Origin of the sequence: Bosea sp. 29B (assembly GCF_902506165.1) — a bacterium.
Taxonomy (GTDB): Bacteria; Pseudomonadota; Alphaproteobacteria; order Rhizobiales; family Beijerinckiaceae; genus Allobosea.
Window position 1 is genome coordinate 2,915,038 of the sequence record NZ_LR733817.1, and the last position, 16,361, is coordinate 2,931,398.

Below are 16,361 nucleotides of genomic sequence, written 5' to 3' on the forward strand. Positions count from 1 at the left end.
AGATTCTCGGGTCTGCGCTGCGCTTCGCCCGAGAATGACGACGGGTCTCACTTCTGCATGAACTGCAGCCAGCGCTTCTCGGCGGCTTCGCCGGCCGGCGAGGTCCACCAGGCATAGGACATCAGCGCCTGCACCTTGGCGTTCTCCGGCGCGCTCGGCAGCTCCTTGACCCTGGCCTCGGAGATGACCTTTGTGTCGTAGGCCTTCGGGTTGGCCGGGCCGTAGTCGATATGCAGCGGCAGGTTGGCCTGGTGCACCGGATCGACCGCCTCGTTCAGGAACTTGATCGCGGTCGGCAGGTTCGGCGCACCCTTGAGCACGCAGAGCGAGGTGCTCTGCAGGATGCCCTGGTTATAGGTGTAGGTGACCTTGGCGCCTTCCTTGGTCAGCGCGCTGATGCGGCCGTTCCAGGCCATCACCATGTCGACCTCGCCGTCGTTGAGCAGCTGGGCCGACTGGGCGCCGGAGGTCCACCACACCGTGATGTTCGGCTTGATCTCCTCGAGCTTCTTGAAGGCGCGGTCGACGTCGAGCGGGTAGAGCTTGTCAGCGGCGACGCCGTCGGCCATCAGCGCCGCTTCCAGCGTCGCGAGCGGATGGTTGCGCAGCGAGCGGCGGCCCGGGAACTTCTTCACGTCCCAGAAATCGGCCCAGCTCCTGGGCGCCGAGGCCGCGTCCGGGAATTTCTTCAGATTGTAGCCGAGCACGCTCGAATAGAACTCGTAGGCCACCGACCAGTCACTGCGATACTCGGCCGGCATCGCAGCAGCGTTCGGGATCTTGCTGAAGTCGAGCTTCTCGACGATGCCCTGCTCGCCGCCGCGCAGGCAGAAATTGGTGGCGACGTCGACGACGTCCCAGGTCGGTTTACCCGACGCGACCTGCGAGCGCATGATCGGCCAGGCGTCCGGCACGCTGTCCTGGTTGATGGTGATGCCGAGCTTCTTGGCGCTCGGGTCGAGGATCGCGATGGTCTGCGCCTTCTGATAGGCGCCGCCCTGCGAGACGAACATCATCTGCTCGGCCGCACTGGCTGAGCCGAGCAGCGCGAGGGAGAACCCTGCGACGGCGCAGGTCGTTCGGAAATTCAAGCTCTTGGCCATGTCCTGTTCCCCTGTTGTTTTGGATCGGAGCTTCGAGGCCTACCGTCCGATCGCATCCAGAAACTGGTACCAGCCGGCGACCAGACGGACCGCCGGTTCTCGAAGCGCATAGAAGGGCACGGGCCGCATGCGGCCGACGTCGAGCAGCCCGACATCGGGGCGCTCTCCGCGCGCAAAGGCGGCAAGGTAGCGCCCCATCAGGCTGGACATGGCGACACCGGCGCCATTGTAGCCCATGGCGACCATGATCCGGTCATCGACGCGCCCGACATGCGGCACGGAATCGAGCGTCATCGCGACGAGGCCGGACCAGGAAAAGGCCAGCGGCACATCGGCGACCTGCGGGAAGATGCCGATCATCGCCTTGTGCAGGGCGGCGAAGGCGGCAGCGGAATCCGTCTTGCCGAAGGCGCCGCGGCCGCCGAAGACGATCCGGTCGTCGACCATGCGGAACCAGCGCATCATCCGCTTGGTCTCGGTATAGGTCCGGCCGGTCGGCATCACGCTGGCGGCGAGGTTCGGGGAGAGTTTTTCAGTTGCGATGATCGCGCTGCGGAACGGGATTAGCGTGCGCTGGTAGTCGCTAGTCGCAGGTGTCAGGTCGGAATAGCTGTTGGTCGCGATGATCGCCTGCTTCGCTCGAACGGTGCCGCGTGGCGTCTCGACCAGCACGCCGTCGGCTTCGCGTCTGAGGCTGAGTGCCGGCGTGTGGCTATGGACGGGGATGCCTTGTGCGTTCACGCCGCGGGCAAGCCCGCGCAGATAGTTGAGCGGGTGGATGCCACCCGAGCCGGCATTGAGCACGCCGCCGACGAAGCCGGCGGAGCCGGTCTCCTCGCGCACCTGCCTGGCATCGAGCACGGTCATCGTGCTGTCGTAGAGCTCGGCGCGCAGCCACTCCGCTTCCTTCACCGCATAGGCTAGCGTCTCGTGGTTGTGCGCGGCCTTGACCTGGCCGGCGCGGGTCAAGCCGGCATCGGCGATGCCATGGGCACCGACCAGCTCGGCGACGATATCGGTCGCCTCATGGGCGATATCGTACATGCGCTTCGCCATGTCCCGGCCGTGGCCAGCGGCGATCGCCGGGAAGGACATGCGGAACTTGGCGGTGATGACGCCGCCATTGCGGCCGCTCGCGCCCCAGCCCGGTTCGTTCGCCTCCAGCACCAGCGGTGCCAGACCGCTGGCGGCGAGGTGATGGGCGGCCGAGAGCCCGGTATAGCCGGCGCCGATGATCACGACATCCGCCTGCGCATCGCCGGCGAGCGGCGGCAACGCCTGCAGCGGCGACGCCGTCGCCCGCCAGAGCGAGGGCGCGGCGTCGAGGGCCTGCCAGGATGTCGGCGCGGCCGTCACGGGGTCACGCCCGTTCCGCCTCGACCGCGTCGGCAAGCGCCTTCAGCGTCGTGAAGTGATAATCGGGCTTGGTGATCTCGGGCACCGCCGGCGTGCCGCCGAAGCCCTTCTGCCCTTGGCGCCGCTCGATCCAGCAGGTGGCATAGCCGAGCGACTTGGCGACGCGGATGTCGTGATACTGGCTCTGCGCGACGTGGAGGATCTCCTCCTGCTTGTAGCCGAAGGCCGATTGCCGGCCGCGATTATAGGCGAAGTAGAGCGGATCGGGCTTGGGATGGATCGCCTCGTCGGCAGTGATGCTGTCGTGGAACGGGTTGCCGAGCGTGTGCGAGTAGCAGGTGAAGCTCGGCCGGTCGGCATTGGTCATCGCCACCAGCCGGTAATGCTTGCGCAGCCGCGCCAGCGCTGCAGCCGAATCCGGGAAGGCGGGATGACGCAGGATCGCGAGCTGGAAGGCGTCGGCCGTGGCATCGTCATGCGGCAGGCCGAGCTCCTTGGCGAGATGGATGTAGACCAGCTTCATCACCTCGCTGGAGCGCTCGTAATTCAGCTCGCGGCCCTTGAGGTAGGGCGCGAAGATCTCGTCGTCGCTGAGCCTGGCGGCAGCCGGGCCGCCGAGGCGCCGGACCGCGCCGAGGACGCCTGCCTCGAAGTCGATCAGCGTGCCGACGACGTCGAATGTGAGAACCTTGAAATCGCTGAGGGCCATGGTCTTGCGTCTCTGCTTCGGGAAGGGGGATCAGGCGCCGATTTTCGGCACGATGATCGTGTCCTGCGGGTGGAGGCTGACGGCGAGGCGTTCGCCGACCGGCGGGATCCGGCGGGCGGCCTCGTAATGACTGGGCTGGCGCAGGCTGAGCGCGGTGCCGTCGTCGAGCGCGAGGAAGACGCGCAGGCTCTCGCCCTGGAAGACGATATCGGTGACGCGGGCTTCGAGACGGTTGCGGTCCGGGCTGCCGGAGCCGTCCTCGACCAGCAGCTTCTCGGTCTGGATCGCCAATACGAGCTCGCCGTTGGGCGCGATCGGCCGAGCGCTCTTCAGCACGGTCCCGGCCAGGGAGACGCTGTCGGAGCCGGCGCGTTGGACCGGCAGCAGCGTCGCCTCGCCGATGAAGCTGGCAACGAAGGCGTTGGCGGGGTGGTCGTGCAGGCGCTCGGGCCTGTCGATCTGGACCAGCTTGCCGTCCTTCAGGATGGCAACGCGGTCGCTCATCGTCAGCGCCTCGCGCTGGTCGTGCGTGACGTAGATGATCGTCGCGCCCAGCCGCTTGTGAAGCTGGCGCAGCTCGATCTGCATGTTCTCGCGTAGCTGCTTGTCGAGCGCCGAGAGCGGCTCGTCCATCAGGATCAGGCGCGGCTCGAAGATCATGGCGCGGGCGAGTGCGACGCGCTGGCGCTGGCCGCCGGAGAGCTGGCCGATGCCGCGCTCCTCGTAGCCGGCGAGGTCGACCATGGCGAGCGCGCCGCGGACCTTGTCGGCATAGGTCGACTTGGGCAGGCGCCGGGCCCGCAAGGGAAAGGCGACGTTCTCGCCGACGCTCATATGCGGAAACAGCGCGTAGTTCTGGAAGACGATGCCGATGTCGCGCTTGTGCGGCGGGGTATAGGTGACGTCGCGGCCGCCGAGATGGACCGAGCCGCCGGAAGGCTGGATGAAGCCGCCGAGAATGCCGAGCAAGGTGGTCTTGCCCGAGCCGGACGGGCCGAGCAGCGAGACGAATTCCTGCGGGGCGATGTCGAGCGAGACGTCGTCGAGCGCGCGCACCGAGCCGTAATGCTTGCTCGCGGATCTGATCTCGACGCGTTCGCCGCCTATGTTGGCCATGGCACTCTCCCGTCCGGATACAGCGACATCGCGGCACTGCGCAGGCAAAGACCGTTTTCGGGACGGGCCATAAGGTGATCTTATGGCGATCCGTGCCGGCGCTGGTGCTGTTCGGCGGTGCGGGCCTCTACCGGGCCGTCACCGCAAGCTGCATTCGATCAGCTCATGAAACGGGATTTCGCCCCCTTGTCGCAATTGCCAAATAATCAGGAAGAACATAACCTGATGTAATGTCAGAACTGCGCCGCATGGTCTCGTCGAGCAATGCGCTCTTCGTCTTCGAGGCGGCGGCGCGCAGTGGCAGCTTCACCCGCGCAGCCGAGGAGCTGAACGTCACCCAGCCTGCGGTCAGCCGCATGTTGTCGCGCTTCGAGAGCCATCTCGGCCTGCGCCTGTTCGAGCGAGGTGGGAAGGGCGCGATCCTGACGGCGGAGGGCGAAGTGCTCTATCGCCGCGTTGCCGATGGCTTTCGCAGCATCGAAGCGGGCCTGCGCGAGGTCGAGCAGCTGCGCGGTGGCAAGGAGACGGTGACGATCTCGGTCTCCTCCGCCTTCACCACGCATTGGCTGATGCCGCGCATGGATCATTTCCAGCGCCGGTTTCCCTCGGTCGACCTGCGCTTCCAGATGATTGCCGGCTCGTTACGCGGCCCGGTCGACAATGTCGATCTCGGCATGCGTTTCCTCGATGGCGACGAGGCGGTGCCGGCCGAGGCGATGGTGGTGCGCGAGGTGATGCTGCCGGTCTGCAGCCCGGGCTACCGGCAGGCCGAGCCCGAAGCCGAGGTGACGGGCGAGGGCAACACGATCATCAACCTGACCGATTCCGCGCTCGACTGGGCCGAGCGCTATCCACCCTTCGCCACCGGCCGACCCGGGCTGGTCAAGACGCTGAGCTTCTCGGACTATGCCGTGGTGGTGCAGGCGGCGCTGCTTGGCCAGGGCGTCGCCTTCGGCTGGATCACGGTCGTCTCGCATGCGCTGAGGTCGGGCGCGCTGGTGCCGGCCAGCGACCGGCTGACGCGCGGCGAGCGCAACTGCGTGCTGCTGACGCCGCGCAACCGCCCGCCGAGCCCGGTCGTCCGCGAGATCCGGGACTGGATCGGGGCGGAGCTGAAGGCAGAGATCGAGGCGATCGACGCACTTCATCCCGGTCTCGGCCTGAGGCAGGCCTGCTATGGCTGACGGCGCTGCGCGGCGCCCTCAGCTTGCGATGTCGATCAGCACCGTCTTGTGCCGCAGGTTCTGCTCGACCGCCTGCCGGCCGAGATCGTTGCCGATGCCGGAGCTCTTGTAGCCGCCGGTCGGCAGGATGAAGTCGAGCGTGCGGCTGTAGCGGTTGACCCAGACGGTGCCGGCCTGCAACCGGCGCACGGCGCGCAGGCCGCGGCCGAGATCGCGGGTATAGACGCCGGCGGCGAGCCCGTATTCGGGATGGTCTGCGAGGGCAAAGCCCTCGTCCTCATCGGCGAAGCTCTGGATGGTGAGGACCGGGCCGAAGACCTCCTCGCGCACCGCCGCGTTGTCGCCGGTCACGTTGGCGATGATCGTCGGCTGGTAGTAGGCGCCGCCATAGCCGGCCATCAGGCTTCCGCCGAGCAGCACCTCGCCTCCCTGGTCCCGGCTGGCGCCGACGATGCGGTCGATCCGCCGCGCCTGCGTCTCGGACACGATCGGGCCGAAATCGGTCGCGGCTTTCCAGGTATGCCCCGGCGTGATCCGCGGGAGCTTTACCTTCAGCAGGTCGATCAAAGCTTCGGCGACCGGGCGCTGCACGATCACCCGCGAGCCGGCGACGCAGCCCTGGCCGGAATTGGCCAGGATCGAGCTGGCGATGCAGCTTGCCGCTTTCTCCAGATCGGCATCGGCGAAGACGAGCTGCGGGCTCTTGCCGCCGAGCTCGAGCGTCACCGGCTTGATGCCGCTCTCGGCCGCGGCCTTCATGATCGCCGCGCCGGTCCGAGTCGATCCGGTGAACGAGATTTTGCCGATACCCGGATGGCGCGCCAGCGCATCGCCTGTGATGCCGGTGCCCTGGACGATATTGAAGATGCCGGCCGGCATGCCAGCCTCGATCGCGAGCTGCGCCAGCCTGACCGCAGAAAACGGCGTCAGTTCCGAGGGCTTCAGCACGATGGCATTGCCTGCCGCGAGCGCCGGCCCGAGCTTCCACGACGCGGTGCTGAGCGGCACGTTCCAGGGCGCGATCGCGCCGACGACGCCATAAGGCTCGGAGACGATCAGGCCGAGATTGTCGCTGCGCGTCGCCGCGACCTCGCCGCCGAGCTTGTCGGCCCATTCGCCGAAGAAGCGGATGCCGTCGGCCGTGGCCGCGACGTCGCCGGTCACCGCCTGGGAGATCGGCCGCGTCGATCCGACGGCTTCGATCCGGCCGAGTTCCTCGGCATTTGCCTCGATGAGCTCGGCCCAGCGTCTCAAGACGCGGGCGCGCTCGCGGGGCGGCCTTACCGCCCAGCCACTGGCAGCGACTGCTGCATGGGCGCTGCCGACGGCCCGGTCGACCATGGCGGCGTCGGCGATCGGGATCTCGGCATAGTCGATGAGATCGGATGGCCGAGCGACGGGAAGCGTCTCGCCGCCGCCGATCGCCTCGCCGGCGATGAAATGCCCGGTCGTGACGTGGATCGTGGCCGGATCGAAATCACCCGGCATGATCAGAGCCCGACCAGCGCCGGCAGGCCGCCAATGTCCTTGATCTCGTGCGTGCTGTAATACGGATTCGCCGGCTCGTGGCCGCGATTGACGAAGACGCGGCGAGCGATCTTCATGTCATAGGCGGTCATCTGGTCGTAGCGGAAGCTCGACGAACAGTGCATCACATCCTGCGGGCCGCAGCCGAGCATGTCGAACATGTATTCAAAGGCGCGCATGCGGGGCTTGTAGGCCTGGGCATCCTGCGCGGTATAGGCAGCGTGGAAGGGTGCGCCGAGCTTGGCGACCGAATGCGGGATCAGGGCGGTCATCGAGTTGGAGAGGACGACGAGCGGGATTTCCTTGGCGACCTTGGCAAGACCTGCCGGCACGTCGGGATGCGGACCCCAGCTCGGGATCTCGTCGACAATGGCCTGTGCATCGGCCGGATCGAAGGCGATGCCGAGCAGCTTGCAGCTCCGCTCCACTGCATTGCTGACGACGTCCTGGTAGGGCTTCCACGGGCCGAGGACCTCGTCGAGGCGATAGTTAGAGAAGGCGTCGCAGAACGCGTCCATCTGCTCGGGCGAAAGACGGCCGGCATAGGCGCGCCGGGCGGCCGGAGCCATCTCGAAATAGATCAGCGTGCCGTAGCAGTCGAAGGTGATGAATTTCGGCCGGAAACTGCTCATCGTCTCGCCCTTGCTCGTTGCAACGGCTCTCTGCCGTTAGGAAGAGGCTAGAGCGCGAGCGCGGGGAGGGAGGCGGAATTCGAACGCCATGACCGAATATTCTGCCGATGAATCGGGTCGCTTCGGCATGGATTGCTGCGGCTGTCGGGGCAGGATGGACAGGCCCGCTCGCCTCTCCGAAGGTCGGCTGAATCAACCCTCCAGCGAATCCCCATGACCGTCGAAACCGTTCTCGCCGATCTCGTCGGCTTTCCCTCCGTCTGCCGCACCCCGAACGGGGCGATCATCGAGCATGTCCGCGCCTATCTCGCCGGCCATGGCGTCGACAGCGTGATCGTGCCGGGACCGGAGGGGGACCGCGCCAACCTATTCGCGACGATCGGGCCCAAGGTCGAAGGCGGTATCATCCTCTCGGCCCATCTCGACGTGGTACCGGCGGCGCCAGAGGGCTGGGTCAGCGACCCCTTCAAGCTGCGGCGCGACGGCGAGCGGCTGATCGGGCGTGGCGCTGTCGACATGAAAGGCTTCGCAGCCTGCGTGCTGGCGAGCGTTCCCGCCCTCGTCGCCAAGAGGCTGGCGCGGCCGGTGCACATCGCGCTGTCCTATGACGAGGAGGTCGGTTGCGTCGGCGTGCGCCATCTGATCGCGCGACTGCCGGAGCTGTGCCCGCCAGTGCTCGGCTGCATCGTCGGCGAGCCAAGCGGCTTACGGCCGGTGCTGGCCCATAAGGGCAAGATCGCAAAGCGCGTCACGGTCGATGGCAAGGCCGGGCATTCCTCGCGCACCGATCTCGGCGACAACGCGATCCACTACGCCGCTGGTCTCATCACCGCGATCCATGACGAGGCGCTGCGCCATGCCGCGCAGGGGCCTTTCGCCGAAGCCTTCGCGCCGCCCTATTCGACGATCCAGGTCGGCGTGATCAGGGGCGGCACCGGCATCAACATCGTTCCGGCGCAATGCGTGTTCGAGGTCGAGGCCCGCGCCATCGCCGGGCAGGAGCCCGCCGCGCTGCTCGGCTTCCTGCCCGGTGTCGCCGAGCGGATTGCGCGCGAGGCTGCCGCGACCGGGCACAAGGTCGCGTTCAGCTTCGAGACCATGAGCGACTATCCGCCGCTCGCCCTCGACGAGAACGATCCGCTGGTCGCCTTCACCGAGGCGGCTTCGGGCCAGAGGCGCCAGGCTGCCGTCAGCTATGGCACCGAGGCCGGGTTGTTCCAGCGCGCCGGCATCGCCGCGATCGTCTGCGGGCCAGGCGATGTCGACCGCGCCCACAAGCCGGAAGAGTACATAACCGATGCCGAGCTCGCCGGAGCGATGGCGATGATCGCTGGTGTCGCCGAGCGGCTCTCCTGAACCTCAGAACTCGCCGATCGCGCCGCGGGAGCCATCGACGAGGCGCGAATGCCTGAATGGGCCGGGGTCGACGATCGGCGTGTCGCCTGTCGCAAGGTCTGCGGCGAGATGGCCGGCGGCGGGGCCGAGGCCGAAGCCGTGGCCGCTGAAGCCGGCCGCCAGCACGAAGCCCGAGAGGCCGGCGACCGGCGAGATCACCGGCACGGCGTCTGGCGTTGAATCGATATAGGCGCCCCAGCTTTCGCGCACGGCGACGGTCTTCAGGGCCGGGAACATGGCGTGAACGCGCTCCAGCAGGGCTGCCATCGCACGCCGGCTGGGTGCCGGATCGAGCACGCGGATCGTCTCGAAGGGCGTGACCTCGTCGAGCTTCCAACTGCCGAAGGCCTCCGGCCCGTTGAAGAAGGAGGAGCCGATGCCGAGCTCGACCGCCTTCAGCCGCTTGATGAACATCGGCAGGAACTCGCGGGCATAGCGCAGGCCCTGTGGCGTGATTTCGAGCGTGCCTTTGCCGCTGATCGCGACCGTGTAGCTGCCGTCGAGCCGGCGGGTCAGCGCGATCTCCGGGGTATAGAACGCATCGAGGAAGTGAGGCGCAACCTCTGTCCGCAGGCTGGTGGCGCGGATGCTCGCCTGCGGGAAGGCGATGCCATGATAGCGGCAGAAGGCCGAGGCCCAGGCGCCGCCGGCGAGGATTACCGCATTGGTGCGGATCGTACCCTTCTCGGTGATGACGCCAGTGACCGCGCCATTGGTGATGTCGAGCCCGCGCGCCGCGCAGCCCTGATGGACACTGGCGCCAAGGCGGCGAGCTCCATCGGCCATCTCCGGCGCTGCGAGCGCCGGCTCGGCCTTGCCGTCGGTGACGGAGTGCAGGCCGCCGAGCCAGTTGCGGCCACTGGCGGCGGTCATCGCCGCGGTCTCTGCTCCGGTCAGCATCGTCGTCTCGACGCCGAACGCCTTGGCGGTCTCGCGCCAGCGCTCCCATTGCGCCAGTTGCGCGGCGTCGTTGGTGGCGTAGACGAGGCCGCAGCGGCGAAAACCGCTGTCGCGGCCGAGCTCCTCGCTCAGTCTCTCCCAGAGCTCCATGGCGCGGATCGCCAGCGGCAATTCGCGGGCGTCGCGGTTCTGCTTGCGGCACCAGCCCCAGTTGCGGCTCGACTGCTCGCCGCCGACGATGCCCTTCTCGACCAGGGCCACCGAGCGGCCGCGCCGCGCCAGATAATAGGCAGCCGCCGCGCCGACGATGCCGCCGCCGATGACGACGACATCCGCGGCGGCGGGCAGCGCCTCGCTGCTGGCGATGCGTTCGATGGTCAGTGGCATGAATAGCTCCGGAGGCGGCCATGCCACGAAGCGGCACGGCCCGGGATGTCCCTGTGCGGCGGGACTATGTGGCTAGAGCCGGATCCGATCAGATTGGATCAATCTGATCGGCAAAAATGGTCTCTAGGGCAGGGCGTCCGTCACATCAGCCCGGGTTCGCCGAGGTCGGTCCCGTCGACGAGGCGGCTGTAGCGATAGGGGGCGGGATCGACGATAGGGGCATCGCCGGCGACGATATCGGCTGCGAGCCGCCCCGCCGCCGGGCCGATGCCGAAGCCATGGCCGCTGAAGCCGGCCGAGACATGCAGGCCCGGCAGCTTGTCGACCGCGGAGATGACCGGCACCCAGTCGGGCGTGAAGTCGATCAGCCCGCCATATTTGTGCTTGATCTCGACAGTGGCGAGCTGGGGAAAGATCTCGCCGAGCCGCTTCTTGGCGAAGGTGATCAGCTCTTCCTGCGCCGGCGGGTCATAGGTCCGCATTTTCTCGAACGGCGAGATCGTATCGTTGCTCCAGCGCATCAGCGCTTCCGGCCCGAAGAAGAAGGACTTGCCGGCCCGGATCGTCAGCAGCTTGTGGCGCTTCTTGAAGGTGCGCCAGAACGGCTGGGCGTTGAGCATGCCGTGCGGCGAGAGTTCGAGCAGGCCGCGCCCGCTGATGCCGACGGTGAAGCCGCCATCGACCCGGCGGCGAATGGTGAGATCGGGGGTCGATATGCCACCCGTGGTGATCTCCGGCGCAGGCCCGGTGAAAAACGAGGTCGACTTGATGCCGGCGAGCGGCATGCGGATGCCGTGGTGCCGGGCGAACATCGCCGTCCAGACGCCGCCGGAGAGCAGCACCGTCGACGTCTTGATCGTGCCCTTCTCGGTGACAACGCCGGAGACGCGGCCCGCTGCGGTTTCGAGGCCGCGCGCCGCGCAATCCTGATGGATGGTGACGCCGAGCCGGCGCGCGGCCTCGGCGATCGCGGGAACAGCCATGGCCGGCTCGGCCCGGCCGTCGGTCGGCGAATGCACCCCGCCGACCCACTCGCCCTTGGCATGTGGCGCCATGGCCTTGGCTTCATCGGCGCTCAGCATGCGCGTCTGCATCTGGTATTGCCGGGCCTTCTCGCCCCAGCCCTCCCAGGCGTCGAGATCGGATTGGCGCGTCGTCAGATAGGTCAGGCCGCTGCGGCGGAAGCCGACATCGGCACCGACCTCCTCTGATAGTCCGTTCCACATCTCGACGGCCCGCATCGCCAGCGGCAATTCGCGCAGGTCGCGATTCTGCTGGCGGCACCAGCCCCAGTTCCGGCTCGATTGCTCGCCGGCGAGATAGCCCTTCTCGACGAGGGCGACCGAATGGCCCTTCTTCGCCAGGTGATAGGCGGCGGTGACGCCGGCGATGCCGCCGCCTATGACCACGATGTCGGCCGCGGCGGGCAGGGCTTCGTCGCTGTGGACGCGATTGACCGGTGGCGACATGAGGCATGGTCCTTGGCGGAGGGCGGTCGTGCCGGCGGCGCGGACCGGAAGCGGGAGGCCGATATTCAAGCCCGAACCGCCTGGAACCCTATGCCAAAGGAAGGGTGCGATTCGGCAGATTGTTTTGGTTGCCCCGGCAAAGGACGGTGACCATCGCGCGTCGCCTGCTGCCTATCATGAGGCGGGCCGACAACGGGCGGCTCACGTGGCCGACCGCCAGCAAAGGGCGGCACCGCGCAACGGCCACGCAAGGCCGCCGACAACGAGGGGATCAACGATGAACAAGCCGTCCACGAAGGCGTCCGGCCTTGCTCTGCCTGCCCTGCATCGCCGCGAGGTCCTGGCGCTCGGCGCCGGCGGCATTCTCGCCGCGTCCGGTCTTGGCGCCCGCGCCCAGGGCAAGGCGCCTCCGCCGCCGCCCGCCAAGCCGAGCGGCCAGGTCGTGGTTGGCCTGTCGCAGGAGCCGACCGCCTTCAACCCGCTGATGCCCGGCATCGAGGTCGACGAGACCGTCTGGATGCAGGTCTTCAACACGATGTGGCTGGCCCAGCCCGACGGCTCGCTGGTTCCCGATCTCGCGGCCGAAGTGCCGAGCGAGGCCAATGGCGGCATCTCTGAGGGCGGCCTCGCCTGGAAGGTCAAGCTGCGCGAGGGCATCACCTGGCATGACGGAGCGCCATTCACAGCCGAGGACGTCAAGTACACGCTCGAGCTGATCAACGCGCCGGGCTTCAAGGCGCGCACCCGTGTCGGCCATTCGCTGGTCAAGGACATCAAGGTCGCCGGTCCGCTGGAGATCTCCTGGCGCATGGAGAAGGCCTATGCGCCTTATCTCGCGCTGCTCTCCAACACCTTCATCGTGCCCAAGCACCTGCTGGAGAAGGCAGCCGATCCGAACACGGCGCCCTTCAACGGCGCGCCGGTCGGCACTGGCCCGTTCAAATGGGGCACGCGCACGCCGGGCGACAACATCCAGCTGGTCGCCAATGAGAAGTATCACGGCAAGGGGCCGTATCTGGAAAAGGCGGTGCTGAAATACGTGCCGGACCAGACCGCGCTTTATGCCCAGTTCCGCACCGGCCAGGTCGACCTGATCATCGGCACCGGCATCCCGGCCAATTTCTACGCCGAGGCGGTCAAGCTGCCTGGCCGCAAGGTGGTGAAGATCCCGAGCGCCTCGCTCGAGGTGCTGATGCCGAACCTTGAGCATCCCGCTTTGGCCGACAAGGCGGTGCGCAAGGCGCTCTATGCCTCGATCAACAAGCAGGCGATCATCGACATCGTCTTCTACGGCCTGCACATCCCGACCGAATCCTTCATGCCGCAGGAATCCTGGGCCTATGACCCGAACCTGCCGAAGCAGGTCTACGATCCCGCGCTCGCCGGCAAGATCCTCGACGATGCCGGCTGGAAGCGTTCCGGCTCGGGCGTGCGCATGAAGAACGGCGTGCCGCTCGAATTCGCGGTCTCGACCACGACGGGCGCGGCGCTACGCGAGCAATGCCAGCAATTGATGCAGCAGGACTGGCAGCAGATCGGCATCAAGATGGCGATCAACAACATGCCTGCCGCCGTGATCTGGGGCGACTTCTACACCCGCTCCAAGTTCCAGTCGCTGCTGGTCGGCACCGCCTTCCGCACGGTGATCGATCCCGATCCGGCGCATCGCTTCGGCTCGGACGCGATCCCGGCCAAGAGCGGCAACGGCGCCAACCAGATGCAGTGGCAGAACGCCGAAGCCGATGCGCTGATGAAGCAGGGCCAGGAAACCTTCGACACGGCGAAGCGCAAGGAGATCTACCAGAAGCTGCAGGTGCTGGTGCGCGAGGAGCTGCCGATCCTGCCGATCTACCAGTACGCGCCGGTCGAGGGCTACAAGGAGGGGCTGATCGGCTACCAGCCCAACATCAACGCCCGGCAGAACACCTGGAACATGGGCCAGTGGTACTGGGCCAAGTGACGTGGGGCGCGATGTGAACCGCGCCGGCGCGATGCCGGCGCCGGGCGGGAGGAGGGCGCCATGATCGCCTTCCTCCTGCGCCGGCTCGGGCAGTCGCTGCTCCTGTTGCTGATCGTCTCGGTGATCGGCTTCGCCATCCTGCATCTGGCGCCGGGCGGGCCGATGTCGCAGTTCGCCGCCGGCGGCGACATGACCCAGGCCGATCTCGACCGCATCGCCGAGCAGCTCGGCCTCAACCGACCGCTGCCGGTGCAATACGTCGAATGGCTCTGGCGCATGCTCTCGGGCGACTGGGGCGTGTCCTATCGCGATCAGCAGCCGGTGCTGCACATCATCGCCTCGCATCTGGGGGCAACGCTGGAGCTGATGGCGACCTCGACGCTGCTCGCCATGGTGATCGGCGCCTGGGTCGGCATCCTTGGCGCGATCCGGCGCTATTCGCTGTTCGATTCACTCGCCACGATCGGCGCGATGATCGCGCTCTCGATCCCGACCTTCTGGTTCGGCCTCGTCATCATCTACGTCTTCTCGGTCGGGCTCGGCTGGCTGCCGGCGGGCAACCGCTACACCATGGGCGACGGCTCGTTCCTCAATCAGGTGCATCACCTGATCGGACCCTGCATCGTGCTGGCGCTGGTCTCGACCGCGGTCTGGAGCCGCTACATGCGTTCGTCGATGCTGGAGGTGGTCAACCAGGACTATATCCGCACCGCCCGCGCCAAGGGCGTGCCCGAGCGCCAGATCCTGATGCGCCACGCCCTGCGCAACGCGCTGCTGCCGATGATCACCATCACCGGCCTGCACGTGCCGACGCTGCTGTCGGGTGCACTGGTGACCGAGACGGTGTTCACCTGGCCGGGCATGGGCCGGCTCTTCCTCGATTCGATCAGCTATCGCGACTATCCCGTGGTGATGGGCATCCTGATGTTCACCGCCGTGCTCGTCCTGCTGGGGTCCCTGCTCGCCGACCTGCTCTACGGCGTCGCCGACCCGCGCATATCGAGGAGCGGGCGATGAGCGGCGTGCCCTTCACCAGCACCGCCGAGCCGGCGCTGCCGCCGGCGCCTGGCTTCTGGAGCAGCCCGGGCCTGCGCCGCTTCCGGCGCCACAAGCTCGCTGTCTTCGGCGCGGCGACGATCATCTTCCTGACGCTCGCCTGCATCGTCGGCCCCTGGCTGCTGCCCTATACCGACACCTTCATCGACATCCGCAACCGTTTCGCGCCGCCCTTCTCGGGCCCGCATGTGCTCGGCACCGACCCGCTCGGGCGCGACATCCTCGCGCGCCTCCTGATGGCCGGGCGGATCTCGCTGGCGGTCGGCTTCTCGGCCATGGCGATCGCGATGGCGATCGGCATTGTGGTCGGCATGATCGCGGGCTTCTACGAGGGCGCGCTCGGCGCGGCGCTGATGCGCTTCGTCGACGCAATGCTGTGCTTTCCCTCGATCTTCCTGCTGCTGGCGATCTCGGCGCTGATCTCGCCTTCGGTGCCGTCGATCATCCTCCTGATCGCGATGACCTCATGGATGGAGGTCGCTCGTGTGGTCGAGGCGCAGATCCGCTCGCTGAAGACGCGCGAATTCGCGCAGGCGGCCGTCTCCTTCGGCGCGAGCAATCGGCGCATCATGATCCGCGAGCTCCTGCCGAACGCGATCGCGCCGATCGTCGTCGCGGCGACGCTCAACGTCGCCCATGCGATCCTGGCGGAAAGCTACATCTCCTTCCTCGGCTTCGGCATCCAGCCGCCGACGCCGAGCTGGGGCAACATGCTCGAAAGCGCCCAGAGCTATCTCACCAGCGCGCCCTGGCTCGCCATCATTCCGGGCGCCGCGATCACGCTGGCGGTGACTAGCTTCAACTTCATCGGCGACGGCCTGCGCGATGCGCTCGACCCGAGGATGGAGGGCCAGTGACGGGGGCGGTCGTCGAGCTCTGGCGCTATCCGGTCAGCTCGATGGCCGGGGAGCAGTTGGAGCAGCTCGATGTAAATGCCGCCGGCGTCGCCGGCGACCGGATCTGGGGGCTGCTCGATGCCGCCACCGGCCGCATCGCCTCGCCCGGCCGCGAGAAGCATTTCATTGGTGTGCCACGTGCCTATGCCAAAGCCGTGGAGGAGGGCGTCGTCCTCTCGCTCGATGACGGGCGCTGGGCCGGGCCGCAGGATGCGGAGCTGCTGGAGGGCTTGTCGCAGGCCTTCGGCTTCATGCCGCTGCTGAAGCCGTTCGACGCTGTCGGTTCGGGCGGATTTCGGCCGCGTTACGAGCATGCGCCGATCCATCTCGTCACCAGCGCTGCGATCCGCAGCCTCGAACGGGAGCTGCCCGGCAGCGTCATCGATGTCCGCCGTTTCCGGCCGAACATCCTGGTCGACTGGCCCGATGGCGGCGAAGCCATACCCGAGCATGGCTGGATCGGGCGCGAGATCAGGATCGGGGGCGTCGTACTGCGCGGACGCGAGCCTTGCGGACGCTGCGGCTTTATCACGATCGCGCAGGAGGGCCTGCCCCAGGACGTCGAGATCCTGCGCACCGTGGTCAAGCGCCACGAACGCAATTTTGGGATCTATTGCGATGTGGTGACGCCGGGCGAGATCGCAGCGGGCACGGCCGTCACCGTTCGCTGA

At 67.3% G+C, this 16,361-nt stretch carries 14 protein-coding genes; 6 read left to right on the top strand and 8 right to left on the bottom strand.

All coding sequences use genetic code 11. From position 1 onward, the window contains the following. Nucleotides 1-47: 47 nt before the first annotated feature. Genes GV161_RS14285 through GV161_RS14300 form a run of 4 tightly spaced genes read right to left on the bottom strand, consistent with a single transcriptional unit; the run spans nucleotide 48 to nucleotide 4,284 of the window. Nucleotides 48-1,103 carry an ABC transporter substrate-binding protein gene (locus GV161_RS14285; protein WP_152012544.1) on the bottom strand — a complete coding sequence of 352 codons (1,056 nt, stop codon included), beginning with the start codon at nucleotides 1,101-1,103 and terminating at the stop codon, nucleotides 48-50. Between the two features lie 39 nt (nucleotides 1,104-1,142). Then, nucleotides 1,143-2,459 carry an FAD-binding oxidoreductase gene (locus tag GV161_RS14290; RefSeq protein WP_152012543.1) on the bottom strand — a complete coding sequence of 439 codons (1,317 nt, stop codon included), beginning with the start codon at nucleotides 2,457-2,459 and terminating at the stop codon, nucleotides 1,143-1,145. Between the two features lie 4 nt (nucleotides 2,460-2,463). Further along, nucleotides 2,464-3,168, bottom strand: a complete 705-nt coding sequence (locus GV161_RS14295) for an HAD-IA family hydrolase (RefSeq protein ID WP_152012542.1) — start codon at nucleotides 3,166-3,168, stop codon at nucleotides 2,464-2,466. A 30-nt stretch (nucleotides 3,169-3,198) separates the two neighbouring features. Then, nucleotides 3,199-4,284, bottom strand: a complete 1,086-nt coding sequence (locus tag GV161_RS14300; RefSeq protein ID WP_152012541.1) for an ABC transporter ATP-binding protein — start codon at nucleotides 4,282-4,284, stop codon at nucleotides 3,199-3,201. Nucleotides 4,285-4,514: 230 nt separating this feature from the next. Here GV161_RS14300 and GV161_RS14305 point away from each other — a divergent pair, with 230 nt between their 5' ends. Next, nucleotides 4,515-5,468 carry a LysR family transcriptional regulator gene (locus GV161_RS14305; RefSeq protein WP_152012540.1) on the top strand — a complete coding sequence of 318 codons (954 nt, stop codon included), beginning with the start codon at nucleotides 4,515-4,517 and terminating at the stop codon, nucleotides 5,466-5,468. Nucleotides 5,469-5,486: 18 nt separating this feature from the next. Here the strand turns inward: GV161_RS14305 and GV161_RS14310 are convergent, their stop codons facing one another. Beyond that, the gene (locus GV161_RS14310) at nucleotides 5,487-6,956 is read right to left on the bottom strand and encodes an aldehyde dehydrogenase family protein (protein ID WP_152012539.1); all 1,470 of its coding nucleotides are present in this window, start codon (nucleotides 6,954-6,956) and stop codon (nucleotides 5,487-5,489) included. 2 nt (nucleotides 6,957-6,958) lie between these two features. Further along, nucleotides 6,959-7,627: a haloacid dehalogenase type II gene (locus GV161_RS14315; protein WP_152012538.1), complete on the bottom strand. Its 669-nt coding sequence runs from the start codon at nucleotides 7,625-7,627 to the stop codon at nucleotides 6,959-6,961. Nucleotides 7,628-7,840: 213 nt separating this feature from the next. Here GV161_RS14315 and argE point away from each other — a divergent pair, with 213 nt between their 5' ends. Beyond that, nucleotides 7,841-8,983 (top strand): acetylornithine deacetylase, encoded by a 1,143-nt coding sequence (gene argE / locus GV161_RS14320; RefSeq protein ID WP_152012537.1) that lies wholly within the window; start codon nucleotides 7,841-7,843, stop codon nucleotides 8,981-8,983. Nucleotides 8,984-8,986: 3 nt separating this feature from the next. Here argE and GV161_RS14325 read toward each other — a convergent pair whose 3' ends face one another. Together GV161_RS14325 and GV161_RS14330 are read right to left on the bottom strand one after the other, a co-directional pair. Then, the gene (locus GV161_RS14325) at nucleotides 8,987-10,309 is read right to left on the bottom strand and encodes an FAD-binding oxidoreductase (RefSeq protein WP_152012536.1); all 1,323 of its coding nucleotides are present in this window, start codon (nucleotides 10,307-10,309) and stop codon (nucleotides 8,987-8,989) included. A 140-nt stretch (nucleotides 10,310-10,449) separates the two neighbouring features. Continuing rightward, nucleotides 10,450-11,778, bottom strand: a complete 1,329-nt coding sequence (locus GV161_RS14330) for an FAD-binding oxidoreductase (RefSeq protein WP_152012535.1) — start codon at nucleotides 11,776-11,778, stop codon at nucleotides 10,450-10,452. A gap of 277 nt (nucleotides 11,779-12,055) precedes the next feature. On the opposite strand from GV161_RS14330, the gene GV161_RS14335 reads away from it, so the two are divergent. Genes GV161_RS14335 through GV161_RS14350 form a run of 4 tightly spaced genes read left to right on the top strand, consistent with a single transcriptional unit; the run spans nucleotide 12,056 to nucleotide 16,361 of the window. Then, nucleotides 12,056-13,738 (top strand): peptide ABC transporter substrate-binding protein, encoded by a 1,683-nt coding sequence (locus GV161_RS14335; RefSeq protein ID WP_152012534.1) that lies wholly within the window; start codon nucleotides 12,056-12,058, stop codon nucleotides 13,736-13,738. A 60-nt stretch (nucleotides 13,739-13,798) separates the two neighbouring features. Further along, nucleotides 13,799-14,755: an ABC transporter permease gene (locus GV161_RS14340; RefSeq protein ID WP_152012533.1), complete on the top strand. Its 957-nt coding sequence runs from the start codon at nucleotides 13,799-13,801 to the stop codon at nucleotides 14,753-14,755. Further along, nucleotides 14,752-15,651 (top strand): ABC transporter permease, encoded by a 900-nt coding sequence (locus GV161_RS14345; protein WP_152012532.1) that lies wholly within the window; start codon nucleotides 14,752-14,754, stop codon nucleotides 15,649-15,651. Before GV161_RS14340 ends, GV161_RS14345 begins: the two co-directional genes overlap by 4 nt. Next, nucleotides 15,648-16,361: an MOSC domain-containing protein gene (locus GV161_RS14350; protein WP_152012531.1), complete on the top strand. Its 714-nt coding sequence runs from the start codon at nucleotides 15,648-15,650 to the stop codon at nucleotides 16,359-16,361. Before GV161_RS14345 ends, GV161_RS14350 begins: the two co-directional genes overlap by 4 nt.

Coding starts and splice junctions, on each gene's coding strand:
- GV161_RS14285 (WP_152012544.1), bottom strand. CDS start 1,103: ATGGCCAAGAGCTTGAATTTCCGAACGACCTGCGCCGTCGCAGGGTTC.
- GV161_RS14295 (WP_152012542.1), bottom strand. CDS start 3,168: ATGGCCCTCAGCGATTTCAAGGTTCTCACATTCGACGTCGTCGGCACG.
- GV161_RS14300 (WP_152012541.1), bottom strand. CDS start 4,284: ATGGCCAACATAGGCGGCGAACGCGTCGAGATCAGATCCGCGAGCAAG.
- GV161_RS14305 (WP_152012540.1), top strand. CDS start 4,515: ATGTCAGAACTGCGCCGCATGGTCTCGTCGAGCAATGCGCTCTTCGTC.
- GV161_RS14310 (WP_152012539.1), bottom strand. CDS start 6,956: ATGCCGGGTGATTTCGATCCGGCCACGATCCACGTCACGACCGGGCAT.
- GV161_RS14315 (WP_152012538.1), bottom strand. CDS start 7,627: ATGAGCAGTTTCCGGCCGAAATTCATCACCTTCGACTGCTACGGCACG.
- argE (WP_152012537.1), top strand. CDS start 7,841: ATGACCGTCGAAACCGTTCTCGCCGATCTCGTCGGCTTTCCCTCCGTC.
- GV161_RS14325 (WP_152012536.1), bottom strand. CDS start 10,309: ATGCCACTGACCATCGAACGCATCGCCAGCAGCGAGGCGCTGCCCGCC.
- GV161_RS14330 (WP_152012535.1), bottom strand. CDS start 11,778: ATGTCGCCACCGGTCAATCGCGTCCACAGCGACGAAGCCCTGCCCGCC.
- GV161_RS14335 (WP_152012534.1), top strand. CDS start 12,056: ATGAACAAGCCGTCCACGAAGGCGTCCGGCCTTGCTCTGCCTGCCCTG.
- GV161_RS14340 (WP_152012533.1), top strand. CDS start 13,799: ATGATCGCCTTCCTCCTGCGCCGGCTCGGGCAGTCGCTGCTCCTGTTG.
- GV161_RS14345 (WP_152012532.1), top strand. CDS start 14,752: ATGAGCGGCGTGCCCTTCACCAGCACCGCCGAGCCGGCGCTGCCGCCG.